The sequence below is a fragment of the Bacillus sp. HMA207 genome, from assembly GCF_003402455.1.
GTDB lineage: Bacteria > Bacillota > Bacilli > Bacillales > Bacillaceae_G > Bacillus_A > Bacillus_A cereus.
The window spans coordinates 134,346-160,721 of sequence record NZ_BEZT01000003.1; the positions used below are offsets into that span (position 1 = coordinate 134,346).

Consider the following 26,376-nt stretch of genomic DNA (forward strand, 5'->3'; position numbering starts at 1 on the left):
TACAAAAAAGCAAAGATCATCATTGACCTTTGCTTCTATTTTTTTTATTTAAATTAAGAAAGAATTGCTCAACATGAGGACGTAACCAAGCTAAATAATCCTTCTCTTTCTTCTTTGTACAAGCTATTTCTTCCCCATCTACCATTTCAACAAGTTCTAGTTCTAACAGTTGCTTCGTGAATGCTAACATATTCACTTCTTCGGATGGATACTCTTCTTTTAATTTCTCCTCAATTTCCCCCAATAAAAAACCGTCACGCATCATTGCCAATGCATCAATCCAAAGTGGCGGCATTTCATATTTTTCTCCTGTAATTGTGTCTTTTACAGTATAATTCTTTTGCTCTTTTCGAAATTGAATCGTGTGTAAACATACAGTCGAATTTAATGTTAATTCCATCATACCACCTCTTTCATAATATCTGCATAGAAAAAAGGATGCGTGTGCACCCCTTCTTATCTTTTCATAACACTACTGAACCGCTACATGAGCAATCAATCTCATGTCGATATTTTCCTCCATTATAAACGAAGTATTTTATAAAAAAAACCCTTCTTGAAACATTTTATAAAATGTTTATATTTACACAACAAGAACACTTTTCTGAAAAATCTTTTCTCCCAATACATTAAAAGGTAGGCAAAAAAATTTCTACTTTCGTTCCTACTCCTACACTACTTTGGATCGTGATACTCCCTTGATGTTCCTTAATAATTTTATATGTAATCATTAATCCAAGTCCTGTACCAGTCTCCTTTGTTGTGTAAAACGCCTTGCCGATTTTTTCTAACTTCTCATTCTCTATACCAAATCCTTGGTCTTCAACAGAAATACACAAATGTCCTTGCGTTTTTTGATATGCACGGATATGAATTTCTCCACCCTCTGGCATTGATTCTATTCCATTTTTAATGATATTTAATAACACTTGTTTTAATTGCTTATCATCACCGTTTATAGCCGGTAAATTCCCATCTACTTGTAAATGACATTTAACTCTATATTGCGTTGCATAACTTTCCATTAGATGCACAACATATAGAAGGATGTCTCGTATATTACACCTTTCATAATTTGTTGGCTTTGGTTTTCCTAACAACATCAATTCACTAACAAATCCATTGACTCTTTCAATTTCTTGTAGCATAATGTCGTAGCTCATCGTATCAGTTGGGTTTCTTTCTTTTTGCATTTGCGTAAACCCTTTTAACGCTGTTAACGGATTTCGAATTTCATGGGCAATTGTTGTAGACATAGTCCCAATCACAGCTAAATTTTCCGTCTCTTTCATATTGTTCATCATTTCAACCACTGTTCTTACATAAGATTGAAATCGTTTTAATAAAGAATGTGAAATAATGAAATAAAATACACATAAAACAAGTGGAATTATCACTTTTAAATCTTGTAATAGCAATGTGAAAAATACGTACTTTCCAATTACACTAAAGGACACTAAATAAAAGTATTTTTTATTCACGAAAACTGGGGCAAATAAAATTAATAACATTTCTACCATACTGCCATGTTCAAAAGGTCTATCCGTTCGCAAATAAATCATTAAATTATTCACAAGATTGATAAACATGTACCCAAATAAAAATAAATATTTTACAGAATATACATACCCTCTTTTTTGAAGATATATAGAAATAGGAAATAATGCTATTACAAATATAGGCACACCTACCCCAAGACCACCTTCTGGCCACCCTACCGCTGTTCCACTAATATTCATAGCAGGATATACAAAATAATATATAGCGTCATATAAAAAGAATATAATATAAAATAATAATATAAATACCTTTAAGGCTCTTCTTTCTTCATAAATCAAGCTCTTGTATTTATTCATATAAAAACTCCCCTTGATCGATACAAAAAACTTTCATTGTTATCTCCTTAAAGTATAAGTATGAAATTGCTTTCAGGGCAATATTTAACCTTATAATACTGAAAGGAAGGAGATTTCTCCTTCCTTTTGGTAACAACTTACATCCATCTTACCCTGTCATGTAACAATCCATCCGTAAAATTATTATGCCCCATTACAAAATCCTTCATATATAAATTTAAATACTCACCGTACTTACTTTCTGTATTTAATAACAACTCCTCGACGTAATAAGCACCTTGTTCGAATTGATCTAAAAGTAAACTGGACAAGCCCGCATAAATCCCGCACCCTACCTGAAAATACGTTGCATTCGTTTTATATTTACGAAAAACTTGGCTACTATTCATCACATTATACATATATGTCTCACTATTTTCATAAACGAGTAACACACCGACCAAGTCCTCTCCAGCAACCTCTTCTTCCGCTGGATTAAACACTTTACGATTCCAGTTCCATAAATCTTCTACTTGATCTAAGTTCTGTCTAATTATATTTGTTGTATACTCATTAATTCGATAAAGAAAACCAACTTCCATATTGAAGTTTTTCCCTAAAATTAATACTTCCTCATGTGGCATTAAACAACCATAGAATTCTTTTTCTCCTAACTTCACTTTATACTCTGAAGAATATACATCTTCATAAAAGTAAAGAGGACGATGATGACTCATATACATCGGATAGCTCCAGATCGCTTCATCTAAAAATCGCTCTACTGCCCATGAAGCATAAAGTGTATGTGGCTTTATAAGTGCTGTATCATTCAAAAATGATGTGTCATGTTCTACAATATAACATGCTCTTGGCCTTTCATTTGGTCGTTCCTTCATAAGCTCAACAACCATCCATTGAACAACACCTGGATTCATACCTGAACCTATAATCGCTTTTGTATTTGTAAATTTCTCTTTCTCCTTCTCAAACCTTGTATATCTTTCCGTAAGCTGAAAACCGATTAAGCTATCGTCCTGATCTACTGCCTCATTTTCCAAGGCTGAATTAATATAACAAATTCCTAGTTCATTACAGCAGCTTAATACTCTAATTGTATCTGCCCCTGAAACATCAATCACAACACTCGTTCTTTTTTCTTTTAAATGTTTTTTAAATTCCACTACATTTTGAAGGTTTATTTCATATAAATATAATTGATCTTTCAAATTCGAAAACAACTCATCGTAATAATTCCTATCTTTTTGTTTTATATCCACCAAATGAAATTTAGCATTCTTTAATACTTCATAAATTGGATCTTTTTCATTTGCTATCGCTTGATTTAAAATTGCTAAAACTGCTTTTGCTGCTCCACCAGCACTACCAAGCAATGTAATTGATAACGAATTCGGAAACTGCTCCACAAACAAAACCCCTTTAATAAATTAGTTGAGCAGCTCCTCCTCAAAAAATAAATTGAATATATAATAAGATAGCTCGTACATATTTCTTTATAAATTAGTGCAAAATTCCCTCAAAAAAATCACACCATAATATATTTATATTCAATTCATTTTCCCCTCATATTCAAATCGAGCTAAACAAATAGGCTCGACCTTTTCTTCTGCATATAAAAGAAAAAGCCAGCCCTTTCAACTAGCTTACGGACAATGGACAGATTTTACATGTTGAATATTTACATACATTTTCGCATCACGTGCTTTTGATATTTCAATATGACCTTCATCAATTTTCGCCATTTTTCCAATTTTATTGGACTCCTCACCTAAATCGAACACCATAATTTTCCCAGCCATTTTAATAAGCTGTTCTTCAAACGTTCGAGCTAACGTAATATTTAACGGATTCACGGGGAGTTCATTTTTATTGAGGGCATAAGGCACTTGATTTTCTTTATACGGAATTAACCATTTCAAGTGTTTTAAAGATATATATACAGTTTTATAAACTGGACTATAAAAAACAATATAATCGTTCATCACACTTGTAACATAACCATGTATTGGAGCATTTCCGGCTACATAAATTTCCGTAAAAATCCCTTTAGATGTACTTAATACTTTCCTCAAAGAAATTGAAGGAGACTCTCTCTTAATTACAGAATCCACATCTGGTTTTGAGATTTCTTCATCATTTGATCTTAAAAACTTATAATATTGTACATGATATAAAGATATATATACGTAGTCTTGTCCATTGTAAAGAACAACGATATCATTTCCTACATCAATTAATACACCTTTAAATCTTTTTTCACCGATTAATTTAACATATATATTTTCTCCAATACTTTTGTTTAACTCATTCATCTATATCCTCCTTCCTATGAATTTCTTCTTATCTGTCTTCCATTTCTAAAAAAATAATCAGGGCAAAGTTCTGTTTTAATAGTAAGTAATTCCTTTTCATACTATCGAAATAAGAAATTGTTCTTCTCTTTCCCTCATAATGCCCCTCTTATTTATTAAACATTATTCATCTTCATTCTTTTTACATTTAACTACTTGACTCACACTCTTAATATGAGACTTAATTACATAAATAACTTCATCGCCGTTTACTAGTGTAATACAGCCATGGTGTACCTCACTTAATAAACCTTCCACACACTCTGGACCGCCACGATTAATTTTTACCCACTTATACTTCAAGTCTTTTAATATATCTAAAAAAGTATCCTCATCGGAGCAGAAACATGAACTATAGCAATCGCCACATTTACTTTCTTTCACTTTCTTCACTAGACTCTTCACATGTTTCAACTGATAATATACTAATTCACCATGAGGTAACTGTAACGTTAGATAATCTTTTCCTAACGATACGAGCTCACCAACTCGACTTTCTGGTCCACGAAGGTTTACTTTTACAGTCTCACCAACTAAACATTTAATTTGGTCACAGCATAATACATTCTCCAATTTCGTATCCCCCTTTCTTATTATCTTCCTCTACTTGATTGTCTTTGTGCACGAGCACGACCTGAATTATCGCTACTTTCCTTACTATCGTCGCTCTCATCACTCTCTCCGCATGCTAAAGCATTATAGTTAACACTTTTAATATGCTTTATTGCAATTAATATAATTTCTTCTTTTACGATTAATGTTACGAAGTCACAAGAAACATCTTGCAAAATGCCTTCCACTTTCTCTGGACCGCCGCGATTAATTTTCACCCAGCAATATTTGAAACTTTCAAGTAGTGCTTCAAAATCTTCTGCACAGGCGCAATCTTCCCACTCACAATCACTTGATCCACATTCTTTCGCATTTTTTGTAATACTTTTTAGATGTTTAAGTTGATAGTAATAAAGCTCACCTTTTTCATTCTTCAATACGAAGTAGTCCTGACATACTGATATTATTGTTCCTTTTTGAGATTCTGGACCACCCCTGTTTACTCTCACAAAAGATCCAATTAAGTCTTTCAGAAAATCACAATGAAATAAACTCACGAGAAAACCCCTTCCATTAATTTATAAGCTTTTGCACTGATAGTATATGTATCTGTACAGGTTACGTTCTCTATGTTTGTCCTAGCTAGAAAAAAATATGCTTTTAACATGGTAGACTACTACCTATCAAAATTTGAAGAAAGGCTAAGAACTCCTTATGTTTTTGATATCTTCAAACAAAAAATCCCTTATGAAGATACATTTCTGCATATCTTCATAAGGGATTTCCCATAGTTTAATCTTCGTCTTTAACATCCATATCTTCTGGAATTGGTTCGTTCAATATTTCTTCCACTAATTGCTTATATTTCTCCATTTGTTCTAAATGCGTATTGAATTGTTCTTTATTTACTAAATATTGCTCTCCATCGAATAGCGCACGAATTTTCTTTTGCTGAATTAACTCTTCAATATACGATTTTGGTAAATTCAAATACTCCGCAGTCTCTTCTATTGTTATATACAATGCGTTCATTCCTTTATTATTTTTTCATCTATACTGTATCTTACTTTACTTTATTTTTGTAAACAAATAAAAAAGATTTTGTAAATGCAGTTCAAAAAGCAGGTAGATGCATTCCATATATTGTATAGTATTATATAGTAAGAATTTTTTAAATATAGAATGGTATTACCCATTTACACAAAGGAGAGTTAACATATGGCTACTCGTCACATCATTACAATGTTAGAAAAAACACTACAAGTTGAAACAGAAAACACAATTTCTCATTTGAATGTATCTTTATCTGATCGTTTTCTTTCTCAAAGCACAGCAATACATGAAAACAATTGTTATCATACAATTGGTGAATGGTACAAAAATCATTTCTTATTCCAACAAGATGATTTCCTTTGGGCTAAATATGCCTTCTATGACGCATATTGTGAAGCCATCCAAAAACAAGGTCATCTTACAAAACGCGTCCGTCAAATATTAGAATCATTGGCTCGAAAACATGGAAAACAATATATTGCTTCTATACTAAATATGCCATTTCCTAATGAACGCGCTAAAGGGACAGCTTAATTTAGCCATGTTCTGCGTAAGCAAAACATAGCTAAATTGTTTTCTAAGATGCTTTACCAATAAAAATGTTCATATCATATGAACTGATGAAACCGGTGTCATTATAATGATTGAAAATATAGTAAACAGGAAAACCCCCACGTACATCTCTCATCCATTTGAATAGAGAAGTATGTGGGGGTATACTTGTTCCTTATTATTTTATCATCTGCTTAATCAGTTCGCGATTTCTCTTCTTAAATACTTCATTATGAGAAGAAACCATTCCGTACTCACTTGCATCTGGTTGGATAAATTGCTTTGCTTTATTCACAGCATTTCCAGCATCTTGGAATGCACCTGCAATTAAGTGTAGTTTCCCTTCGTGCTTTAAAATATCTCCAGCAGCATATAATCCATCTACTGAAGACTCACTATTTGCATTACCTGCAATATAATAATTATCTATAATTGCAACGTCTAACTCACTATTTTCTAATAATGTAATGTCGCGTTCATATCCATGATTAATAATAACTTCATCAATAGGTAAGTGAGAAACCTCACCTGTTTCATGATTTGTTAATTCTACATATTCGATCGCTTCATGATTATCACCAGCAATTAATTTTGTAATCGATGTATTAAAGAAACACTCCGCTGAGCTGTTCATAAGTTGTTTTACTTGTGCTTCATGACCAGATAATTCTTCTTTTCTATAGGTTACATACACTTTTTTCGCAATTGGTTCCAATTCATTTGCCCAATCAACAGCAGAATTGCCTCCACCGGAAATAATAACTGTTTTACCTTTGAAACGCTTTAAAGATTTAACTGTATAATTTAAATTCGATACTTCAAATCGCTCAGCACCTTCAATAGATAACTTTTGCGGTTTCAATATACCACTTCCTGTTGCGACGATAACTGTTTTTGAAAAGTGTTCTTCGCCAGTACTTGTTTTTAATGTAAAAGTACCATCTTGATTACGAATAATCGATTCTACTTTTGTATCTAATACAACTTCCGGCTTAAATGTTAACCCTTGCTGTACAAGTTGTTCAATTAACTTATCACCTGTAACTGGCAATAGTCCTCCTACATCCCAAATCATTTTTTCCGGATACACATGTATTTTTCCACCTAAATGTGGTTGAAATTCTATTATTTTTGTTTTCATTTCTCTGAGTCCACTATAAAAAGCTGAATAAAGCCCTGCAGGTCCTCCGCCTATCACGGTTACATCAAACAATTCTTCTCGATTCATTCGTGCTCACTCCTCAGCTATTAATCATTGATTATCATTCTCAATAAAATATAACCTGTTTCCGCAAAATTTACAATCAAAATTACTATTGACAATACACCTATATAAAATTATATTATTTAAAGAATCAATAGTGATAATCATTATCATTTTGTTAATAATTAGCAAATTTGAGATTACATCTTCTTTTATTAATATGGTTAATACTATATTATAAAATCTCATATTCAAGATTTTTAATAAATCATTTTGCTTTACCACTACTCTTTCAAAAAGATTGCAGTTAAACAAATTATTGTATACACATATCATCTATGTTAAAGGAGAAAGACGATGAAAAAGTTATTTATTTCACTAACAGTTCTTTTCGTTCTTGTTATGAGCGCTTGTAGCAATGGCTCTACAGACAAAAAGAACGATGCAAAAGGTAGTAAATCAGAAACAATTACATACCAATCTGAAAATGGTAAAGTAGAAGTTCCTGCAAATCCAAAACGCGTTGTTGTATTATCATCATTCGCTGGTAACGTAATGTCATTAGGTGTAAATCTTGTTGGGGTAGATTCATGGTCTAAACAAAACCCACGTTTTGATAGCAAACTTAAAGATGTTGCTGAAGTATCTGATGAAAATGTTGAAAAAATCGCTGAACTAAATCCAGATTTAATCATCGGTTTATCAAATGTTAAAAATGTCGATAAGTTAAAGAAAATCGCGCCTACTGTAACATACACTTACGGAAAAGTTGATTACTTAACACAGCATTTAGAAATCGGTAAGTTATTAAATAAAGAAAAAGAAGCAAAAACTTGGGTTGATGACTTCAAGAAACGTGCACAAGAAGCTGGTAAAGAAATTAAAGCAAAAATCGGTGAAGATGCAACAGTTTCTGTTGTAGAAAACTTCAACAAACAGCTTTATGTATACGGCGAGAACTGGGGCCGTGGAACAGAAATCCTGTACCAAGAAATGAAATTAAAAATGCCTGAAAAAGTAAAAGAAAAAGCATTAAAAGAAGGTTACTACGCATTATCTACTGAGGTATTACCTGAATTTGCTGGTGATTACTTAATCGTAAGTAAAAACAAAGATACTGATAACTCATTCCAAGAGACAGAATCATATAAAAACATCCCAGCAGTAAAAAATAATCGCGTATATGAAGCAAACATGATGGAATTCTATTTCAATGATCCACTTACATTAGATTTCCAACTAGACTTCTTCAAGAAGAGCTTTCTTGGTAAATAATACAAACATGAGGAATTCTTAATTTAAGAATTCCTCTTCCTTTATTCTATGAACAGAAAAGATGTGAAACGAATGACAAAAGATCATGACAATCCACGTTCTATAGCTTTTACATACAAACTAATTTTAAGCTTAATTGCATTCTTTCTTATTTTTATGGTTGCAATGGTATTAGGTGCTGCAGATACTTCGATAAAAGATGTATGGTTAGCACTCACTTCCTCCGCTAAAGGAGACAAAATATCTATTATTCGAGAAATACGTTTACCACGTGAAGTTGCTGCTATTTTTGTAGGAGCTGGATTAGCCGTTTCTGGGGCTATTCTGCAAGGATTAACACGAAATCCACTTGCGGATCCTGGATTATTAGGGCTATCTGGTGGAGCAAATGCTGCGCTTGCACTGACACTTGCTTTCAACCCTTCCATCAGCTATCTTTACTTAACATTAGCTTGCTTTATCGGTGCGGCAATTGGCGCAATTATGGTATTTGGAATTGGTATGGTGAAAAAAGGCGGCCTTTCTCCTCTTCGAATTGTATTAGCAGGCGCTGCAGTTTCAGCATTTCTACTCGCAATTTCAGAAGGAATCGGCATTTACTTTAAAATTTCACAAGATGTATCACTTTGGACTGCTGGGGGCGTAATTGGAACAACTTGGAGCCAATTAAAAATTATTATTCCAGTCATTTCAATTAGTATCTTTATCGCTATCTTACTAGCAAAAAAATTGACAGTTCTTAGTTTCAGTGAGGAAGTGGCTATTGGACTAGGTCAAAAAATTATTGTTATTAAAACTATTTTATTTATCATTATTATCTTACTTGCAGGTGCATCTGTAGCGCTTGTTGGAAATATGGCATTTATCGGCTTAATGGTACCTCACATGGTACGCCCAATTGTCGGTCCAGATTACCGATTTGTTATACCGATGTCAGCAATTGCTGGAGCTTCCTTTATGCTACTTGCAGATACAATCGGACGTACTATTAACGCTCCATACGAAACACCAGTTGCGGCAATTGTTGCGATTGTAGGGTTACCATTCTTCCTATTCATTGTACGTAAAGGAGGAAAAACATTCTCATGATGCAATCTATTTTAAGAAAACAGCGTCTCATTATACTCGCTTTACTTATAGTAATCATCACAACCATTGTAGTTGGAATGGGACTTGGTTCAGCGTCTTTATCTTATGATCGACTACTCCCAACATTAATGGGGCAAGGGACTTTTAAAGAGGAGTTTGTTTTATACTCTTTAAGACTACCTAGAATTGTCATTACATTATTAGCTGGTATGGCTCTCGCTTTATCAGGGGCTATTCTGCAAGGAATTACCCGAAATGATTTAGCTGAACCTGGTATTCTTGGTATTAACTCTGGGGCCGGTGTTGCTGTTGCTATTTTCTTTTTATACTTTCCAATAGATGTAGGTTCATTTCTTTACTTACTACCTGTAGTTGGATTTATCGGAGCATTTCTGACAGCTGTTCTAATTTACGTATTTTCATATAGTAAATCAACTGGACTTCAACCAATCCGATTAACATTAACCGGTATCGGTTTTGCATTTGCACTATCTGGAACGATGATTGTCCTTATTTCATCCGCGGATCGTATGAAAGTAGACTTTATTTCAAAATGGATTGCCGGAAATATTTGGGGAGATGACTGGATCTTCGTTTTAGCAATGCTCCCATGGTTAATCGTATTCATTCCGTTTATTTTCTATAAAGCAAATCGATTAAACATTTTAGCATTAAACGAACCAGTCGCAATTGGCGTTGGAATTGAAATTGAAAAAGAACGCAGGTACTTATTAGTTGCAGCCGTTGCACTTGCAGCTGCAGCTGTTTCCGTAACAGGAGGAATTAGCTTTATCGGATTAATGGCTCCTCATATTGCGAAATCTTTAGTAGGTCCAAGACATCAAATTTTCATGCCTATCGCCCTTTTAATCGGCGGATGGCTATTATTATTAGCAGATACAATCGGACGAAATATCGTTGATCCTAATGGCATTCCAGCAGGTATTGTCGTTGCTTTAATTGGGGCTCCTTACTTTATGTATTTGTTGCTTAAGAAAGCGTAAAAGACACCCTCAAGATCTTTTCTTGAGGGTGTCTTTGTTTCATTCTACTGCTGCCCATACCCTTCAAACTTCTTCGCCAAATTCTCCATCTCATCTTCTGGCAATAGCTTTGGTTCCCCAATGCTTTTCGTTTGATAATAAATTTGAGCACAAAACTCAATCTCTTCTGCAACAGTAAACGCCATTTTTATATTATTTGCACCAGCAATTAAACCGTGATTTGCAAGTAGCACAGCTCGGCGATCAATCATGCCTTCAAAAGCAGCATCCGCTAATTGCTTCGTACCAAATGTTTCATACGGCGCACAGCGGACATTCGGGCCTGCAAAAGCAATTAAATATGACACAGCCGGAAGCTCCCATCCTAATGACGCAATCGTCTTCGCGTAAGGAGAATGTGTATGCACAAGCGCATTTATATCTTCACGCTTCCTATAGTAAATAAGGTGCATATCTAATTCACTTGATGGTTTTCTCTCTCCTTCTACTACTTCACCATCTAGGTTTAATATAACTACATCTTCAGGCTTTGTTTCATAATACTCTAAACCACTTGGGCTAATCGCAACAAGACCTTGTTCACGATTAAAGATACTAATATTACCGCCCGTTCCCTTTGTTAAACCACTAGAAATCATTTTCTTTCCATACGCTACAATTTCTTCTCTTTCTTTTTGTAATAACATATACATCCCCCTAAGTATGAAGCTTATGATGACTGACTTTTACATTTATCTACTTATTGAAATAGCTTTTTTAAATTCTCCGTAAACGGTGCCTTTACAATCCCTTTTTCTGTAATAATCGCTGTTACATTTTCATGTGGAGTAACATCAAATGCTGGATTATATACTTTACTTTCTGTCGGAGCTGAATATTGTCCGAAACGATTAATCACTTCAGAAGCATCTCTTTCTTCAATCGGAATTTCTTTTCCTGTCGATGTCTTTAAATCAATTGTCGGCGTTGGTGCCGCTACATAAAACGGAATGTTGTAGTATTTCGCTAAAATAGATACGCCTAATGTTCCAATTTTATTTGCTATATCACCGTTCGCTGCCACACGGTCGCATCCAACAATTACAGCGTCAATCTTCCCTTGTGACATGACCATAGCCGCCATATTATCCGTAATGACAGTAACATCAATTCCCGCTCGCTGTAGTTCTAATGCCGTTAACGTTGACCCTTGTAATCTTGGACGTGTTTCATCCGAAAAGATTTTTAAGTCCCATCCTTTTTCTTTCGCTAAGTACATTGGAGCCGTCGCAGTACCATACTTAGTCGTCGCTAACGCACCAGCATTACAATGTGTTAATACTCCCATTCCATCATGGAATAATGTTAATGCATGTTCTCCAATTTGACGGTTAATTTCTTCATCTTCTCTATGAATCTCTTTTGCCTCTTCTAGTAATCTATTTTTCAGCTGTGAGATTGATAAATGAATATTATCTGTCGCTACACTTTCCATTCTTTCAAGTGCCCAAAATAAATTTACGGCAGTCGGTCTTGATGTCGCCAAGTATGTACATACCTTTCTTACTTCATCCATAAATCCTTCTTCCGTACTTTCAGCAAATTCCTTTATCCCTAAATACACTCCATAAGCTGCTGAAACACCAATCGCTGGTGCACCTCGTACTTTCATTACTTGAATGGCATCCCACACACTTTCAGCTGTTTTAAAAGATTCATAAACAATTTCATTCGGTAATAACGTTTGATCTAATAAAACTAAAGAATCATCTTTCCACTGAATTGGTATTAATTGCTCTTCCATCATATTCTCCCCTTACTCCGCGTAGTGCATTGACTGTTCTTTTAACGTTTCTACAAAACTTGTACCCGTTCTATATTGATTCGCTCGTAAAATAAAACTCTTCGCTACTTTAAGACAAATTCGCTCCGCTCTAGCACGTGCTTCCTCATTCTCAATACAAGTAATATCTTTTACTTTCGCTAATCCAACAATACGGCGGATTAATTCAAGACCTGTCACTGCAGCTGTATCCTCTAATACAGATTGTAAATAGGCTTCGTTAAAGCCTTCTTCCTTCGCCATAATCTCGGTCACATGAATATCCCAAGCATCTAAAAACTTCTTCTTAAATAAATCAATTACCTCTACCATCGTAGTTTGTAACCAATCCATATACGTATCTTTCTCAGCTCCAGGTAGCATCGTTGCATCTGCATTCACCCAAGCAAACATTAAATTCGCCATTACATTCCCGACGTCATATCCCATAGGTCCATAAAAAGCAAACTCAGGATCAATAACCTTTGTAGAATCATCTCTTACAAAAACAGAACCAGTATGTAAATCACCATGAATAAGCGCCTGTGCATTCGTCATAAAAGAAAATTTACGTTTCGCTACTTCCATCCGAAGCTCTTTATCACTATAAATATGCTCCCTAATCCATCCCTCATTTAAAGGAAATAACTCATTACGCTTATTATGATTTGTAAATGGTTCTGAATATACGAGGTCCTCTGTAATCTCACATAATTCAGGATTTATATAATTCTTCACAAGTTCCTTCTTCTCTTTATGATTCATTACAACATCCGATGTTAATAAAAGTGTATTTACCATAAAAGTAGTTAAGTCGTCAGCAAGCCGCGGAAATATTTGATGATTTATAAGTGCTGTACGTAATATTGTGTGATTCGATAAATCTTCCATTACGCAACAGTTCATCACACTATCAAATAAATACACCTTAGGAACAAGTCCAGGTGCTAACTCATCCTCTAACTGCAAAACATCTGATTCTATGCGAATACGATTCGTCGACAACTTAAACTCATCTGAAATGCGAGCTGTATCCCCAGCTTGCTTTACGATGACAGACATGTTCTCTTTTTCATCCCAAACGCGGAACACATAATTTAAATTGCCATCACCTATTTCTTTACACTTTAGCCCCTTTGCATGTTCAAACTTAGATAATTTCTCTTTCACATATGCAATCACATCTTTAGCTTCCATTAAAAAATACTTCATGAACTTAGACATGGTTTCCCCTCCACACTAATTGTAAGCGTTTTCTAAAAGCTATAAAAAATAATAGGATTAAATCTTTCATCCTAAAATATATGATCTTCTTTTTGAAATGTATATCTAGGTTTTATTATATCTTGTTAGCACTTTGAGTCAATGTTTCTAACTATTATCGTAATATACTTCCTAATTATATATTTGAGATGACAAAAATTGTTCAAAAAATTTCCGATTCATTTTATTTTATTTATCACAAAATTCTTTGTAAAATAGAAGTAAGCAGTTTCTTTTCAAAACCACAACTTCTAAGAAATATCTCCTTCCTAAGAAATTAAACTTACACACTATCTCTAACATACACACTAAACTTTCAACTACTCATCTAAAATTTATAGACTTAAAATTACCTTTCCATTCCCTGTTAGTCTTAATTGAGAATAAATATTAATTAAATTGGTATAAAGTTGGTTTATTCTCTTGACAAAATAACCACTTCTATATGATAATTAATATCGAATTAGAATTATTATAGTTAATTAAAAAATATATTTTATGAGCACACTATTTTTTGATGCTCAAAACCAACATTTAGGAGGAATTTTAACATGTTATTAATCGGCACAGAAGTAAAACCGTTTAAAGCTAATGCTTACCATAATGGAGAATTTATCCAAGTTACTGACGAAAGTTTAAAAGGAAAATGGAGTGTAGTTTGTTTCTACCCAGCTGACTTCACATTCGTTTGCCCAACTGAACTTGAAGACTTACAAAACCAATACGCAACTCTAAAAGACTTAGGCGTTGAAGTATACTCTGTATCTACAGACACTCACTTCACTCACAAAGCATGGCATGATAGCTCAGAAACTATCGGCAAAATCGAGTACATCATGATTGGTGACCCAACTCGCACAATCACTACAAACTTCAACGTTTTAATGGAAGAAGAAGGTCTTGCTGCTCGTGGTACATTCATCATCGATCCAGACGGCGTTATCCAATCTATGGAAATCAATGCTGACGGTATCGGCCGTGATGCAAGCATTCTTGTTAACAAAATTAAAGCTGCTCAATACGTACGTAACAACCCAGGTGAAGTTTGCCCAGCTAAATGGCAAGAGGGTTCTGCAACACTTAAACCAAGCCTTGACCTTGTAGGCAAAATCTAAGGAGTTCGATCAAAATGATACTAGATGCAGATATAAAAACACAACTATCCCAATACCTTCAATTAATGGAGAACGATATTTTACTTAAAGTAAGCGCAGGAGACGATAACGTATCTAAAGATATGTTAGCTCTAGTAGACGAATTAGCTACTATGTCATCTAAGATTACAGTAGAAAAAGTTGAATTAGAGAGAACACCAAGCTTTAGCGTAAACCGCCCTGGTGAAGACACTGGTGTCGTATTCGCTGGTATTCCATTAGGACACGAATTTACATCATTAGTGTTAGCTTTACTACAAGTAAGTGGACGCGCTCCAAAAGTTGAACAAAAATTAATCGATCAAATTAAAAACATTCAAGGCGAATATCATTTTGAATCTTATATCAGCCTAAGTTGTCATAACTGTCCTGATGTTGTACAAGCTCTTAACGTAATGAGCGTTCTTAACCCTGGTATTACACATACTATGATTGATGGCGCTGCATTCAAAGAGGAAGTAGAAAGCAAAGACATCATGGCAGTACCAACTGTTTACCTAAACGGCGAATCTTTCGGAAGCGGTCGTATGACACTTGAAGAAATTTTAGCTAAAATGGGTAACGGTCCAGATGCATCAGAGCTTTCTGATAAAGATCCATACGATGTTCTTGTTGTTGGTGGCGGCCCTGCTGGTGCAAGTGCAGCAATTTACGCAGCACGTAAAGGCATCCGCACTGGTATCGTTGCTGAGCGCTTCGGTGGTCAAGTAATGGATACTATGGGCATTGAGAACTTCATCAGCGTGAAAAAGACTGAAGGTCCTAAGCTAGTAGCAAGCCTTGAAGAGCACGTAAAAGAATACGACATCGATGTAATGAATCTACAACGTGCGAAACGTTTAGAGAAAAAAGAACTTATTGAAGTGGAACTTGAAAACGGCGCTATTCTGAAAAGTAAGAGCGTAATCGTTTCTACAGGTGCTCGCTGGCGTAATGTTGGCGTACCAGGTGAAGCTGAGTTCAAAAATAAAGGTGTAGCATATTGCCCACACTGTGACGGTCCATTATTCACTGGAAAAGACGTAGCAGTTATCGGCGGAGGTAACTCTGGTATTGAAGCAGCTATCGACTTAGCAGGTATCGTTAAGCACGTAACTGTTCTTGAATTCATGCCAGAATTAAAAGCTGATGCTGTATTACAAGAGCGTCTTAACAGCTTACCAAACGTAACTGTTCTGAAAAACGTTCAAACGAAAGAAATCACTGGTACTGATAAAGTAAACGGTATTTCTTACATCGATCGTGAAACTGAAGAAGTTCATCACGTTGAATTACAAGGTGTATTCGTACAAATCGGTCTTGTGCCAAACACAGACTGGTTAGGCGAAACAGTTGAACGCGTTCGCGGTGAAATCGTAACAGACAAGCACGGCGCTACAAACGTACCAGGAGTGTTTGCTGCAGGTGACTGTACAAATAATCCGTACAAACAAATCATCATCTCTATGGGTTCAGGTGCAAACGCAGCTTTAGGTGCATTTGATTACTTAATCCGTAACTAATAAAAAAACAGGTGCCTTGGCACCTGTTTTTTTATTACCCTAATGTATAAACTAAAAACCTCTCATTCCCATTCTTCTCATAAGCACCTGACAATCTAACTTCTTTCTTCAGCTCAAACGCAGTCTGATTTTCTAAGAAGAAAATATAGTCCTCAGAAGGATAATATAAAATAATATCTACTTCTCTCCCCGTTTCTTCTACTGAAAGCAAAATGTTATTTACTACATTCATAAACACTTGCACAGAAAACGGATTAAAGAAATAAAACCTATTATCATGTGGATCAATCTCATATTCCTGCGCTAAACAACATTGGAATTGAATTTTCCCCTTACTGTTTCGTGCCTTTCGTGCATAACGATCTCGATTATCCATCGCTTCTTTATAAAACTCTTCATTCATTTCAATTCCAACTGCTGAAGCACCACATTTATGATGCATATAAAAGTTTAATCGCCCTTTTCCGCACCCAAAGTCTACAATTCGGTCGCTACTTCGTATTTCATATTGATTCAATAACTCATCTAACCCGCTATACGGTGTCGGTTCATAGCGATGATAATGCATAGACTTGTTAAACCCTTTTTGCTCACCGACTGTTTTTATATGTAAAACTGCATCGTAATATTGTTCGTTCATTCGTTTTCTCCTATTAAAAAATGATACTTATTATTATACACCATGTACTGGAGGCTCATTTTTCATCAAATTAATAGGTACGTGAAATTATATCAACGATTTTCTCAATATATCTATCATAACTCAAAATATATCAACGGTTTTTCAAATATATCGATTTACCGACAATTCACGACAAAAAAACAGGAGCTCTCTAGCCCCTGTCTTCTAACACTTTCAATACAGTTTGTTTCAATATTTCTACCCCATCCATAATACAACTATGATCAAACCTCATATACGGATGGTGTAATCCAGGTTGTAGGTCTGCTCCTAATCCAAGCATGACAGCTTTTAAATGTGGTCTTTTCACTGTATAGTAATGGAAATCATCGCTTCCTGTCGTATAGAGAGGCCCTGTGCATCTCTCTTCCCCATACACTTCGAGAATACCTTTACGCATAAAGCGCTCTGCTTCTTCGGAAACCTCTGCTCCTGGTGCAAGATCCATCCATTCGTATGAAGTTTTTGATCCCATCGATGCAGCTGATTCTATTACATGCTCAATCTTTTTCTTTAATTCTTCTAATAGTATATTACTCTCTGCTCTTACATCTAAACTGAAATGACCATTTCCCGGAATAATATTTAAATTATCCCCACCAGCTTGGCATCTCGTCATTTTTACCGAATAAGAACTTTGCGGTGGCAGCCAGATATTTTTCAAACCGATATTAATCATGGAAATGACATCAATTGCATTCACACCTTGATGTGGTCTTGCCCCGTGTGCATCCTCCCCATGAATCATACCCTCTAAAAATCCTGCTGCTCCATGACGAATAGATGGGGCTGCTTGTTTCAAAGATAGTTCTTCAATTGGTCTTAGATGGACGCCAAATAAGAAATCAGCATCATCTACAGCACCTTTCTCCACCATCTTCAAAGCACCATTCCCCTTCTCTTCTGCTGGCTGAAAAATAAATCTAACCGTACCACTTTTCCATCTCATATTTTTCAATTGTAAAATAAGTCCCATTACAATGGTCATATGAGCATCATGGCCACATGAATGGTTCGCTTTAAATTCTCCATTTACTTCTTGCCAAAGTGCATCCATATCAGCACGAATCGCAATAACTGGATTCCCGCCTCCAATCTCAGCAATTACACCTGGACAATCATCAAATGTTCTATATGAAATTCCTTCTTCTTTTAAAAAGTCAGTAATATACGCTGTCGTTTCATATTCTTTCCAACTTACTTCAGGGTTTTCGTGTAAATGCTGAAAAATCTCCGTTAAGCGCTCTTGTAGTTCTAATGTTTTCAACGTTCCAGTCTCCTTCCCACATTACAAACGATTCGGGTTAATTATACTTATGAAAAACAGATGTTTTTATGAACATATTGAATTTTAAGAAAAAAGTCAATTATTTATTTTTAAATACTTAAAAAGCTTACTCTGCACTTATATTACAAACTAAACAAACAACTAGAACATTCCTTATTTTCTGTTTTATATGTTGACGCTTACATAAACTTTTAGTTATCATAACCTAATAAACGTCTATTTTACGACAATTCTAAAAATACAAACAAACATACGTAACAAGGAGGAACTTTATGAAAAAAGAAATACCTTTTGGAATAGCGATTATCCCTATTATCATTACCGTTGCAGTTATGATGGTTACAATTGTTGTATTAAAACAAACCCCTCACGTTCCACTTATTATTGGTACAACCGTTGCTTCTATTGTCGCTTGGCGTTACGGTTACAAATGGAATGATCTTGAAGAAGCAATGTATAAAGGGATTCGTCTTGCATTACCCGCTATCGTCATTATTATTCTTGTTGGCTTAACAATTGGTGCTTGGATTGGCGGTGGAATCGTCGCAACGATGATTTATTACGGTTTAAAACTTTTAACTCCATCACTATTTTTAGTTTCCATTACCGTCATTTGTTCTATCGTAGCATTAGCAATTGGTAGCTCTTGGTCTACAATGGGCACAATTGGTGTTGCTGGAATGGGAATTGGCCTAAGTATGGGAATTCCAGCTCCAATGGTTGCTGGTGCCATTATTTCAGGCTCTTATTTTGGCGATAAAATGTCACCGCTTTCAGACACAACTAACTTAGCCGCAGGATTAACAAATACAGATTTATTCGCACACATTCGTCATATGTTATTTACTACAGTTCCAGGTTTAATTATTACCCTTATCGTCTACGCGTTCTTAGGAAGAAGCTTCGGCGCTAACAATATTGATGCGAAGAGCATCGATCAAACGTTACAAGTATTGCAACAAAACTTTGTTATCTCACCTTTCCTACTCATTATACCCGTAGTCGTTATGGTATTGGTCGCTAAAAAAGTCCCTGCCATACCAGCGATTCTCGTCGGTATTATTTTAGGATTTTTATCACAAGTCTTTATTCAAGGTGGTTCTGTATCAGCATCTGTCGGTGCACTCCAAGCTGGATTTGTTATAGACACTGGAAACAAACTAGTAGACGAACTATTTAACCGCGGTGGCTTAGATTCGATGATGAATACAGTCTCTATGACAATTGTCGCTATGACTTTCGGAGGAGTATTAGAACATACAGGTATTCTTCGCTCAATTGTAAATCAGATTTTAAAGTTAGCGAAATCAGCAAAAGGGCTTATCGCTTCTACTATCGCATCTTGTTTTGCAACAAACCTTACTTGCTCTGAACAATATATTTCAATTGTTGTCCCTTCAAGAATGTACGCAAATGCATACACAGAAAAAGGACTACATTCAAAAAACTTATCCAGAGCATTAGAAGATGGCGGAACATTAACTTCTGTCTTCGTTCCTTGGAATACGTGCGGTGTATTTATTCTCGCTACACTTGGCGTAGGTGCATTTGAATATGCCCCTTATGCTATTTTGAATTTCATCGTACCTATTATCTCAATCATTTATGGTATAACAGACTTCACAATTGTAAAACTATCAGACATTGAAAAAGCAGAACTACTAAAGAAACAAAAAGCTCAACTAGAAGCTTAAAAATAGCGGTAAATTCAGTTCATATAGTGCGCGAGGTCGCCCTTGTTGATAGGGCATTTCCTCGCCGCAAATATGAGCATACCCGTAATCAACTAATTTCTTTAACAACCTTTCTGTCGATCTTCGAGTCACTTGTAAGTACTCAGAAAGATCAGCTGCTGTAAACTTCAATGACGGGTGCGATTGACTAAATTGAATGATTTTTGACAAGTTGGCCGGACTAAGCTTTGTTTCCTTCGCTATTTTCATTAGTTCCGGATTATCATTTTTCAAACTTTGTACTCTCTGTTCTTTCGGGAACGGACCAAACAAATCTTTATCACTTGTTAGTATATAAAAACAACGATCTATTGGATTGTTCTTTGCAAAACTTTGAGCAATTTTTGCATTTTGCTCCGCTTCTTTCACGGTTTTCCCATAACCAAATCCAATAGCTATCGTTCCTTCTACGCTCGCAAACAAGTTATCTATCGCATTTGTTTTAATAATTGATTCGATATCACCACGAGTTGTATACAAAATGCATGTCATTTCATCCACTTGTTTAAATGAACCACGTAGTTCTTTTGAAATGACATCTAGTTTTTCAAGCAAACTCGTTCGTAATTCTAAGGAAGAAATAATACAAGCACCAACAGTAGCTGAATAGCTTTTTGCTAACTCAGCTTTTATTTTTGCATCTTTTAGCCCATGTATAATGGATTGTGTTGGATCAATCATACGCTCTGAAGGAACACCTATTTTTTGAAGCTCGTCGTAAACAGCGTGAATACTAGTTAAAGCTAAATGAGCCTCTCCAGATTGATATTTAGCTACATGAAAATCGATAACTCTATTTATCTCATCTTTACTCCACAGCATATTTTCATAATCCAACACTTGCGGGCTTTCTTTTATACCGATATCATGGAACACATTTGTAATAAACGAGCGGTCTACTAAATCGATGGAAATGTTATGTGGTTGAATACTTTGATGATACATGATAGAAAGAATTGAAGATGCGACAGTTGTCTCGTCTTGCTGTAAGTATGTACTTGGAATTCGTAATTGTTCTCTTATTTCTTTTGCCATATAATAAGGTAAAGCACCTGAGAAAAAGATGACATCACAAGGCTTTAAACACTTTAATAGTTCAGAAGATTCCGCCGGATGAAGGTAAATATATGGATCAATTTCTATTCCTTCTAATTTTTGAGCAATAGGAAAAAGGTTCTCCATAAACTCCTTTGAACCGACAACTGCAATTTTTATCATCATTTTCTCTAACTCCTTATCATTAATTAACGACTATTTAACGTCAACTATATCAAATGTATAAAACTATTGTAAACAGGAAGGGGTTTCTATTCAATGAAAATTACAGCTATTCATCTTTACGCAATTCGTTTACCGCTTCGCAATCCGTTTGTTATTAGTTATGGCTCTTATTCTGATATGCCCTCTATTATCGTCAAAATGGAAACGGATGAAGGTATTATCGGTTACGGTGAAGGCGTTGCTGATGATCACGTCACAGGTGAATCATGGGAAAGTACTTTCCATACTTTAAAACATACGCTAACCCCTGCTCTAATCGGGCAAAATCCAATGAATATCGAAAAAATACACGACATGATGGACAATACAATTTACGGTGTTCCAACAGCGAAAGCCGCAATTGATATTGCTTGTTTTGATATAATGGGCAAAAAACTAAATCAACCTGTATATCAATTAATTGGCGGGCGCTACCATGAAGAATTCCCTGTCACTCACGTTTTAAGTATTGCCGATCCAGAAAACATGGCTGAAGAAGCTGCTTCTATGATTCAAAAAGGTTACCAATCTTTCAAAATGAAAGTTGGTACAAATGTAAAAGAAGATGTAAAACGTATTGAAGCTGTACGAGAACGTGTAGGAAATGACATCGCTATTCGCGTTGATGTAAACCAAGGCTGGAAAAATAGCGCAAACACATTAACAGCACTACGTTCATTAGGACATTTAAACATTGACTGGATTGAACAACCTGTTATCGCGGACGATATTGATGCCATGGCTCATATTCGTTCTAAAACAGACCTCCCGCTTATGATTGATGAAGGATTAAAAAGTTCTCGTGAAATGCGCCAAATTATTAAATTAGAAGCTGCTGATAAAGTAAATATAAAACTAATGAAATGCGGCGGCATATATCCAGCTGTAAAGCTCGCTCATCAAGCTGAAATGGCCGGCATTGAATGCCAAGTAGGATCAATGGTCGAATCATCTGTTGCCTCTTCCGCAGGATTCCATGTCGCCTTCTCAAAGAAAATCATTACGAGCGTAGAGCTAACAGGACCATTAAAATTCACAAAAGACATTGGAAACTTACATTACGATGTACCATTCATTCGCTTAAACGAAAAGCCGGGACTCGGCATTGAAATAAACGAAGATACATTACAAGAACTAACCGTCTTTCAAGACGTTGTACGCTAAAGGAGGACTATCATATGACGGTTCTATACGAAGGAACATTAAAACAAAATAACGAATCATTTCACGTTGCATTACTATCACTAGAGCACATCAAACAAATTTTATCACTACAAAACATCGTAGTTGAAGCACTAGAAGATAAAAGTCGTTTACAACCACTCTCACAAGAAGAATTTCAATACATTCTAGAAGGAAACGGCATGATGATTGGTGCTTTTATCGAAAACGAACTCATCGCATTTCGCGCTCTACTCGTCCCTCCTATCGATGATGAACATTTAGGGCTCGATATTGGTTTGCCAGAAAGTGAGCTACACCGCGTCATCTATCAAGAAATCTCAAACGTTCATCCGAACTGCCGAGGAAATGGGATGCAAAAAATATTAGCAAACGTCATCATGGACGAATTACAAAAAGAAGATAGCAAATATGATTATGTATGCTGCACCGTTGCTCCTTTTAACATCCCGAGTTTGAAGGATAAGTTTGCGCAAGGGATGGAGATTGCTGCGCTAAAGGAGAAGTATGGTGGTAGTCTGCGGTATGTTTTTATGAAGAAATTGCGCGGAGATAAAGAAAGCGATTGGACGGATATTCAAAGTATTCTAATGAGTGATGCTAGTGGACAGCAGGCTTTGCTTTCGGAGGGGTATCTTGGGTATGAGATGGAGAAAACAGCAGATACTTTCATTGTGAAGTTTGGGCGATAATCTATATACTCGAAAAGAGGAGATGTCTGCTGTGACCTCTTTTCTTTTCGATTTGTTGAACAATCCTGTAGTAAATGAAATTATATCAACGATTTTTCGAATATATCTATCATAACTTACAATATATCAACGATTTTTAAAATATATCTATCAAAACTCACAATATATCAACGATTCGACAAGAAATATCGATTTACAGACAAAAATCGATATCCCTTCCTAAACCGTCATCTTCCAACTAGATAACGCTAACCAATTCTCCATTTCTTTATAATCAGGCATTATCTTCCCGACAAGACGCCAAAAAGAGCGATCATGATTTAAATGAACCATATGACACATTTCATGAACGACTACATAGTCAATTACTCGCTGTGGTGCCATTGCTAGCTTCCAATTGAATGTTAGTTGTAAATTCGAATCGCAAGTACCCCAAGTACGACTACTATCTGTAATACGAATAGAACGTGGTTTTGTTTTGAAATTACTTTGATGCGCTTTAATACTCTTCTCTACTAAAGATTTACACTGCTTATAGTAAAATCGTTTTAAAGCTTGTTGTATTTTCTCATCCTTAAGCTCTTTCACATAAATATGTAACTTATCCCCTTCAAAAATCGCATTGTCTTGCTCAATGCTTGCATCTTGGGAAATCTGTATCGGATACGTACTTCCTAAATATAGAAAGCCCTCTCCTTGATCATAGTCCTTTTCCTGTGGTCCAAGCGCTCTCTCCTGCATTTCCTTACGTGTTGCCTGAATCCAATCCCACTTCTCCTCTAGCAACTGGACTAAGTATTCAACAGGTGTTCCTTTCGGAGCTTGCACTTCCACATTTCCATACGAATCCACAAAAAGACGCACGGACTTTTTCTTCTTATAAGTTATATGAAAATTAATTGTCTCACCTAAATATGTATGTACCATTTCATCACCTAGCATAGTATTTTTACAAATAAAAAAGAGTAGGATACGAACGTCCTACTCTACCTATTATATCATTTACTGCTTTAGCAAGCTTATTATCCTCTATACTTTACACCTAATCCCTTAATGAAATTCCTTGCGTATCTATCGCCGCACTCTTTGTAATTTTTATGGCCTTTCTTTCTTAATAGAGCGCCTAACTCTCCTTTTGTTACCGTAACGCCTACGCTATCTAATATATCAAGTACATCCTCACTCGTTAAAGATAGTGCGATTTTCATTTTCTTTAGAAGAAGGTTATTGGCACTCTCCTTGCTCTGTACAGGTGCAGGCTGCCCTGGTTTCGGATCTTGCTTTCCTCTTTTTAAAGTAATAAATCCATTTAAAAATGCCTCTAACATCATCATATCGCATGTTTTTACGTACTCATCTTCAGCTACCTCATCATTTTCAGCTTCATGCTGAGGAGCTCTCTTTATTTTGGTAAGCATATCAACTACGTCTTCTTTCGTTACTTCTACGCCACCTAGTTTAAAGATTTCTACCATATCTATATCTCTTATATCTAAAGCGTATCGTACTCTTTTTAATATATCGTTGTTGCTCATTGCCATTGGGTTTCCTCCTGAAATGTTGATTATTTATTCAGCGGTTAAAGTTTATGCTATAACCTACTTTAAATTATCATGTTTAATCTAACCTTTTAGTTATTGTCCGCTAAATTAATACTTTAACATTTTAAAGATATGTTTTATAGTCTTACCCGAACTTTTCTCTATCATTGTATCTACAGCGCTCTTACATGTTTTTTATATGCCTATAAAAAGATTTCTCTCTTAACATTAACTAAAAGAAAAAAAACAGTGTTTTGATTTCTCAAATACACTGTTCTTTTCCAGCTCTGCACTTATTTTCAACTCACTCATGTCATGCACTACATATGAAATGATTTAACTGCTTAAAAGTTAAACCGTCTCACTATCCTGAGCCACACCAACACTATCCTCAAACTTATCCAACAAAGCACGCACCTCATCAGTCGATTTCGTACTCATCAATTGATTTCTCAATTCAGCAGCTCCAGGGAAGCCTTTTACATAAATTTTGAAGAAGCGGTGAAGCCCTGTGATTGAGCGTGGCAGTACTTCTGCATATTGATCTTGAAGATCAAGTTGTAGTCTTAAAAGATCTAGGTGCTCTTTACTGCTATGCTCTCTTGGCTCTTTTTCAAAAGCAAATGGATTTTTGAAGATGCCTCGTCCGATCATTACGCCATCAATACCGTATTTTTCAGCAAGTTCCAGCCCCATTTTACGATCAAGGATGTCTCCATTGATTGTTATTAACGTATTTGGTGCGATACGGTCACGTAATTTTTTTATTTCCGGAATTAGTTCCCAATGCGCATCTACTTGGCTCATTTCCTCTCTTGTACGTAAGTGAATAGAAAGGTTTGCAATATCTTGTTTGAAAATGTGCGTTAACCAATCTTCCCATTCGCTTAACTCTTTAAAGCCAAGTCTTGTTTTTACGCTGACAGGTAGTCCACCCGCTTTTGCTGCTTGGATAAGTTCTGCTGCAACGTCTGGACGTAGAATAAGGCCACTACCTTTTCCTCTTGATGCTACGTTTGGTACAGGGCAACCCATATTAATATCGATGCCTTTAAATCCTAACTCTGCCATACCAATACTCATTTGACGGAAATATTCAGGATTATCTCCCCAAATATGCGCCACGATTGGTTGTTCATCTTCTGTAAAAATTAAACGGCCACGTACACTTTTCATACCCTCTGGATGACAATAGCTATCCGAGTTTGTGAACTCCGTGAAGAATACGTCTGGGCGACCAGCTTCACTTACTACGTGACGGAACACAACGTCTGTCACATCTTCCATTGGTGCAAGTACGAAAAATGGTCGTGGTAATTCACGCCAAAAATTATCTATCATTTCA

General features: G+C 35.6%; 26 protein-coding genes. 9 read left to right on the forward strand and 17 right to left on the reverse strand.

The features are described from left to right. Positions 1–19: 19 nt before the first annotated feature. The 7 genes from HMAS_RS24200 to HMAS_RS24230 all read right to left on the reverse strand — a co-directional run bounded on the left by HMAS_RS24200 (position 20) and on the right by HMAS_RS24230 (position 5,788). Entirely contained in the window at positions 20–400 is a 381-nt protein-coding gene (locus HMAS_RS24200; protein ID WP_000424119.1) for a hypothetical protein, read from the reverse strand. A 229-nt stretch (positions 401–629) separates the two neighbouring features. Further along, positions 630–1,856, reverse strand: coding sequence for an ATP-binding protein (locus tag HMAS_RS24205; RefSeq protein ID WP_001046095.1), 1,227 nt, complete (start codon positions 1,854–1,856; stop codon positions 630–632). Positions 1,857–1,993: 137 nt separating this feature from the next. Then, the gene (locus tag HMAS_RS24210) at positions 1,994–3,259 is read right to left on the reverse strand and encodes a hypothetical protein (protein ID WP_000434716.1); all 1,266 of its coding nucleotides are present in this window, start codon (positions 3,257–3,259) and stop codon (positions 1,994–1,996) included. Positions 3,260–3,496: 237 nt separating this feature from the next. Further along, positions 3,497–4,165 carry a hypothetical protein gene (locus tag HMAS_RS24215; RefSeq protein ID WP_001004284.1) on the reverse strand — a complete coding sequence of 223 codons (669 nt, stop codon included), beginning with the start codon at positions 4,163–4,165 and terminating at the stop codon, positions 3,497–3,499. Positions 4,166–4,327: 162 nt separating this feature from the next. Further along, positions 4,328–4,777: a spore coat protein B gene (locus HMAS_RS24220; protein WP_000432509.1), complete on the reverse strand. Its 450-nt coding sequence runs from the start codon at positions 4,775–4,777 to the stop codon at positions 4,328–4,330. Between the two features lie 20 nt (positions 4,778–4,797). After that, positions 4,798–5,313, reverse strand: coding sequence for a spore coat protein B (locus tag HMAS_RS24225; RefSeq protein WP_000051525.1), 516 nt, complete (start codon positions 5,311–5,313; stop codon positions 4,798–4,800). Positions 5,314–5,548: 235 nt separating this feature from the next. Continuing rightward, positions 5,549–5,788 (reverse strand): helix-turn-helix domain-containing protein, encoded by a 240-nt coding sequence (locus tag HMAS_RS24230; protein WP_002025240.1) that lies wholly within the window; start codon positions 5,786–5,788, stop codon positions 5,549–5,551. A 186-nt stretch (positions 5,789–5,974) separates the two neighbouring features. Here HMAS_RS24230 and HMAS_RS24235 point away from each other — a divergent pair, with 186 nt between their 5' ends. Beyond that, positions 5,975–6,343, forward strand: coding sequence for a hypothetical protein (locus HMAS_RS24235; RefSeq protein WP_016121517.1), 369 nt, complete (start codon positions 5,975–5,977; stop codon positions 6,341–6,343). Between the two features lie 196 nt (positions 6,344–6,539). Here HMAS_RS24235 and HMAS_RS24245 read toward each other — a convergent pair whose 3' ends face one another. Continuing rightward, complete coding sequence (locus HMAS_RS24245) at positions 6,540–7,589, reverse strand: NAD(P)/FAD-dependent oxidoreductase (protein ID WP_001078267.1); 1,050 nt, start codon at positions 7,587–7,589, stop codon at positions 6,540–6,542. A gap of 333 nt (positions 7,590–7,922) precedes the next feature. Here HMAS_RS24245 and HMAS_RS24255 point away from each other — a divergent pair, with 333 nt between their 5' ends. Genes HMAS_RS24255 through HMAS_RS24265 form a run of 3 tightly spaced genes read left to right on the forward strand, consistent with a single transcriptional unit; the run spans position 7,923 to position 10,933 of the window. Next, positions 7,923–8,840, forward strand: coding sequence for an iron-hydroxamate ABC transporter substrate-binding protein (locus HMAS_RS24255; RefSeq protein WP_000732579.1), 918 nt, complete (start codon positions 7,923–7,925; stop codon positions 8,838–8,840). Between the two features lie 48 nt (positions 8,841–8,888). Further along, entirely contained in the window at positions 8,889–9,929 is a 1,041-nt protein-coding gene (locus tag HMAS_RS24260; protein ID WP_025710043.1) for a FecCD family ABC transporter permease, read from the forward strand. After that, positions 9,926–10,933 (forward strand): FecCD family ABC transporter permease, encoded by a 1,008-nt coding sequence (locus HMAS_RS24265; RefSeq protein WP_000983753.1) that lies wholly within the window; start codon positions 9,926–9,928, stop codon positions 10,931–10,933. The genes HMAS_RS24260 and HMAS_RS24265 overlap by 4 nt, the downstream gene beginning before the upstream one ends. 44 nt (positions 10,934–10,977) lie before the next feature. On the opposite strand, the gene HMAS_RS24270 is transcribed toward HMAS_RS24265, so the two are convergent. The 3 genes from HMAS_RS24270 to mtnK are packed head-to-tail and all read right to left on the reverse strand — an operon-like array spanning position 10,978 to position 13,958. Then, positions 10,978–11,619 (reverse strand): L-fuculose-phosphate aldolase, encoded by a 642-nt coding sequence (locus HMAS_RS24270; RefSeq protein WP_000926554.1) that lies wholly within the window; start codon positions 11,617–11,619, stop codon positions 10,978–10,980. Between the two features lie 53 nt (positions 11,620–11,672). Continuing rightward, complete coding sequence (mtnA, locus tag HMAS_RS24275; protein ID WP_012593139.1) at positions 11,673–12,719, reverse strand: S-methyl-5-thioribose-1-phosphate isomerase; 1,047 nt, start codon at positions 12,717–12,719, stop codon at positions 11,673–11,675. A 9-nt stretch (positions 12,720–12,728) separates the two neighbouring features. Then, positions 12,729–13,958: an S-methyl-5-thioribose kinase gene (gene mtnK / locus HMAS_RS24280; RefSeq protein WP_025710044.1), complete on the reverse strand. Its 1,230-nt coding sequence runs from the start codon at positions 13,956–13,958 to the stop codon at positions 12,729–12,731. 590 nt (positions 13,959–14,548) lie between these two features. Here mtnK and ahpC point away from each other — a divergent pair. Both ahpC and ahpF read left to right on the forward strand, forming a co-directional pair. Next, entirely contained in the window at positions 14,549–15,112 is a 564-nt protein-coding gene (gene ahpC / locus HMAS_RS24285; RefSeq protein ID WP_000924420.1) for an alkyl hydroperoxide reductase subunit C, read from the forward strand. Between the two features lie 14 nt (positions 15,113–15,126). Next, the gene (gene ahpF / locus HMAS_RS24290; protein WP_000599501.1) at positions 15,127–16,653 is read left to right on the forward strand and encodes an alkyl hydroperoxide reductase subunit F; all 1,527 of its coding nucleotides are present in this window, start codon (positions 15,127–15,129) and stop codon (positions 16,651–16,653) included. 34 nt (positions 16,654–16,687) lie between these two features. Here ahpF and HMAS_RS24295 read toward each other — a convergent pair whose 3' ends face one another. After that, positions 16,688–17,293: an SAM-dependent methyltransferase gene (locus HMAS_RS24295; protein WP_001005627.1), complete on the reverse strand. Its 606-nt coding sequence runs from the start codon at positions 17,291–17,293 to the stop codon at positions 16,688–16,690. Positions 17,294–17,486: 193 nt separating this feature from the next. Further along, positions 17,487–18,602: a M20 peptidase aminoacylase family protein gene (locus HMAS_RS24300; protein ID WP_000853516.1), complete on the reverse strand. Its 1,116-nt coding sequence runs from the start codon at positions 18,600–18,602 to the stop codon at positions 17,487–17,489. A gap of 293 nt (positions 18,603–18,895) precedes the next feature. On the opposite strand from HMAS_RS24300, the gene nhaC reads away from it, so the two are divergent. Then, on the forward strand, positions 18,896–20,317 hold the full coding sequence (gene nhaC, locus HMAS_RS24305; protein WP_025710046.1) for a Na+/H+ antiporter NhaC: 1,422 nt from the start codon (positions 18,896–18,898) through the stop codon (positions 20,315–20,317). Here the strand turns inward: nhaC and HMAS_RS24310 are convergent. Beyond that, entirely contained in the window at positions 20,306–21,577 is a 1,272-nt protein-coding gene (locus HMAS_RS24310; protein WP_000972811.1) for a hypothetical protein, read from the reverse strand. The two genes, nhaC and HMAS_RS24310, sit on opposite strands and share 12 nt — an antisense overlap. A 93-nt stretch (positions 21,578–21,670) precedes the next feature. Here HMAS_RS24310 and HMAS_RS24315 point away from each other — a divergent pair, with 93 nt between their 5' ends. Continuing rightward, a complete protein-coding gene (locus tag HMAS_RS24315) occupies positions 21,671–22,780 on the forward strand; it encodes a mandelate racemase/muconate lactonizing enzyme family protein (protein ID WP_000704493.1) in 1,110 nt (369 codons plus the stop codon). Positions 22,781–22,794: 14 nt separating this feature from the next. Further along, entirely contained in the window at positions 22,795–23,490 is a 696-nt protein-coding gene (locus HMAS_RS24320; protein ID WP_025710047.1) for a hypothetical protein, read from the forward strand. A gap of 219 nt (positions 23,491–23,709) precedes the next feature. Here HMAS_RS24320 and HMAS_RS24330 read toward each other — a convergent pair whose 3' ends face one another. The 3 genes from HMAS_RS24330 to HMAS_RS24340 all read right to left on the reverse strand — a co-directional run bounded on the left by HMAS_RS24330 (position 23,710) and on the right by HMAS_RS24340 (position 26,372). Beyond that, on the reverse strand, positions 23,710–24,417 hold the full coding sequence (locus HMAS_RS24330; protein WP_000233742.1) for a M48 family metallopeptidase: 708 nt from the start codon (positions 24,415–24,417) through the stop codon (positions 23,710–23,712). Between the two features lie 95 nt (positions 24,418–24,512). Then, a complete protein-coding gene (locus HMAS_RS24335) occupies positions 24,513–25,031 on the reverse strand; it encodes a DUF1456 family protein (protein WP_025710048.1) in 519 nt (172 codons plus the stop codon). A gap of 351 nt (positions 25,032–25,382) precedes the next feature. Then, positions 25,383–26,372 (reverse strand): tRNA dihydrouridine synthase, encoded by a 990-nt coding sequence (locus tag HMAS_RS24340; protein ID WP_000566700.1) that lies wholly within the window; start codon positions 26,370–26,372, stop codon positions 25,383–25,385. Positions 26,373–26,376 lie beyond the last annotated feature (4 nt).

What these genes read in the sequence shown, in the direction of transcription:
- HMAS_RS24200 (WP_000424119.1), bottom strand. Translation starts at nt 400, where the DNA reads ATGGAATTAACATTAAATTCGACTGTATGTTTACACACGATTCAATTT.
- HMAS_RS24205 (WP_001046095.1), bottom strand. Translation starts at nt 1,856, where the DNA reads ATGAATAAATACAAGAGCTTGATTTATGAAGAAAGAAGAGCCTTAAAG.
- HMAS_RS24215 (WP_001004284.1), bottom strand. Translation starts at nt 4,165, where the DNA reads ATGAATGAGTTAAACAAAAGTATTGGAGAAAATATATATGTTAAATTA.
- HMAS_RS24230 (WP_002025240.1), bottom strand. Translation starts at nt 5,788, where the DNA reads ATGAACGCATTGTATATAACAATAGAAGAGACTGCGGAGTATTTGAAT.
- HMAS_RS24235 (WP_016121517.1), top strand. Translation starts at nt 5,975, where the DNA reads ATGGCTACTCGTCACATCATTACAATGTTAGAAAAAACACTACAAGTT.
- HMAS_RS24245 (WP_001078267.1), bottom strand. Translation starts at nt 7,589, where the DNA reads ATGAATCGAGAAGAATTGTTTGATGTAACCGTGATAGGCGGAGGACCT.
- HMAS_RS24255 (WP_000732579.1), top strand. Translation starts at nt 7,923, where the DNA reads ATGAAAAAGTTATTTATTTCACTAACAGTTCTTTTCGTTCTTGTTATG.
- HMAS_RS24260 (WP_025710043.1), top strand. Translation starts at nt 8,889, where the DNA reads ATGAACAGAAAAGATGTGAAACGAATGACAAAAGATCATGACAATCCA.
- HMAS_RS24265 (WP_000983753.1), top strand. Translation starts at nt 9,926, where the DNA reads ATGATGCAATCTATTTTAAGAAAACAGCGTCTCATTATACTCGCTTTA.
- HMAS_RS24270 (WP_000926554.1), bottom strand. Translation starts at nt 11,619, where the DNA reads ATGTTATTACAAAAAGAAAGAGAAGAAATTGTAGCGTATGGAAAGAAA.
- mtnA (WP_012593139.1), bottom strand. Translation starts at nt 12,719, where the DNA reads ATGATGGAAGAGCAATTAATACCAATTCAGTGGAAAGATGATTCTTTA.
- mtnK (WP_025710044.1), bottom strand. Translation starts at nt 13,958, where the DNA reads ATGTCTAAGTTCATGAAGTATTTTTTAATGGAAGCTAAAGATGTGATT.
- ahpC (WP_000924420.1), top strand. Translation starts at nt 14,549, where the DNA reads ATGTTATTAATCGGCACAGAAGTAAAACCGTTTAAAGCTAATGCTTAC.
- ahpF (WP_000599501.1), top strand. Translation starts at nt 15,127, where the DNA reads ATGATACTAGATGCAGATATAAAAACACAACTATCCCAATACCTTCAA.
- HMAS_RS24295 (WP_001005627.1), bottom strand. Translation starts at nt 17,293, where the DNA reads ATGAACGAACAATATTACGATGCAGTTTTACATATAAAAACAGTCGGT.
- nhaC (WP_025710046.1), top strand. Translation starts at nt 18,896, where the DNA reads ATGAAAAAAGAAATACCTTTTGGAATAGCGATTATCCCTATTATCATT.
- HMAS_RS24310 (WP_000972811.1), bottom strand. Translation starts at nt 21,577, where the DNA reads ATGATGATAAAAATTGCAGTTGTCGGTTCAAAGGAGTTTATGGAGAAC.
- HMAS_RS24315 (WP_000704493.1), top strand. Translation starts at nt 21,671, where the DNA reads ATGAAAATTACAGCTATTCATCTTTACGCAATTCGTTTACCGCTTCGC.
- HMAS_RS24320 (WP_025710047.1), top strand. Translation starts at nt 22,795, where the DNA reads ATGACGGTTCTATACGAAGGAACATTAAAACAAAATAACGAATCATTT.
- HMAS_RS24330 (WP_000233742.1), bottom strand. Translation starts at nt 24,417, where the DNA reads ATGGTACATACATATTTAGGTGAGACAATTAATTTTCATATAACTTAT.
- HMAS_RS24335 (WP_025710048.1), bottom strand. Translation starts at nt 25,031, where the DNA reads ATGGCAATGAGCAACAACGATATATTAAAAAGAGTACGATACGCTTTA.
- HMAS_RS24340 (WP_000566700.1), bottom strand. Translation starts at nt 26,372, where the DNA reads ATGATAGATAATTTTTGGCGTGAATTACCACGACCATTTTTCGTACTT.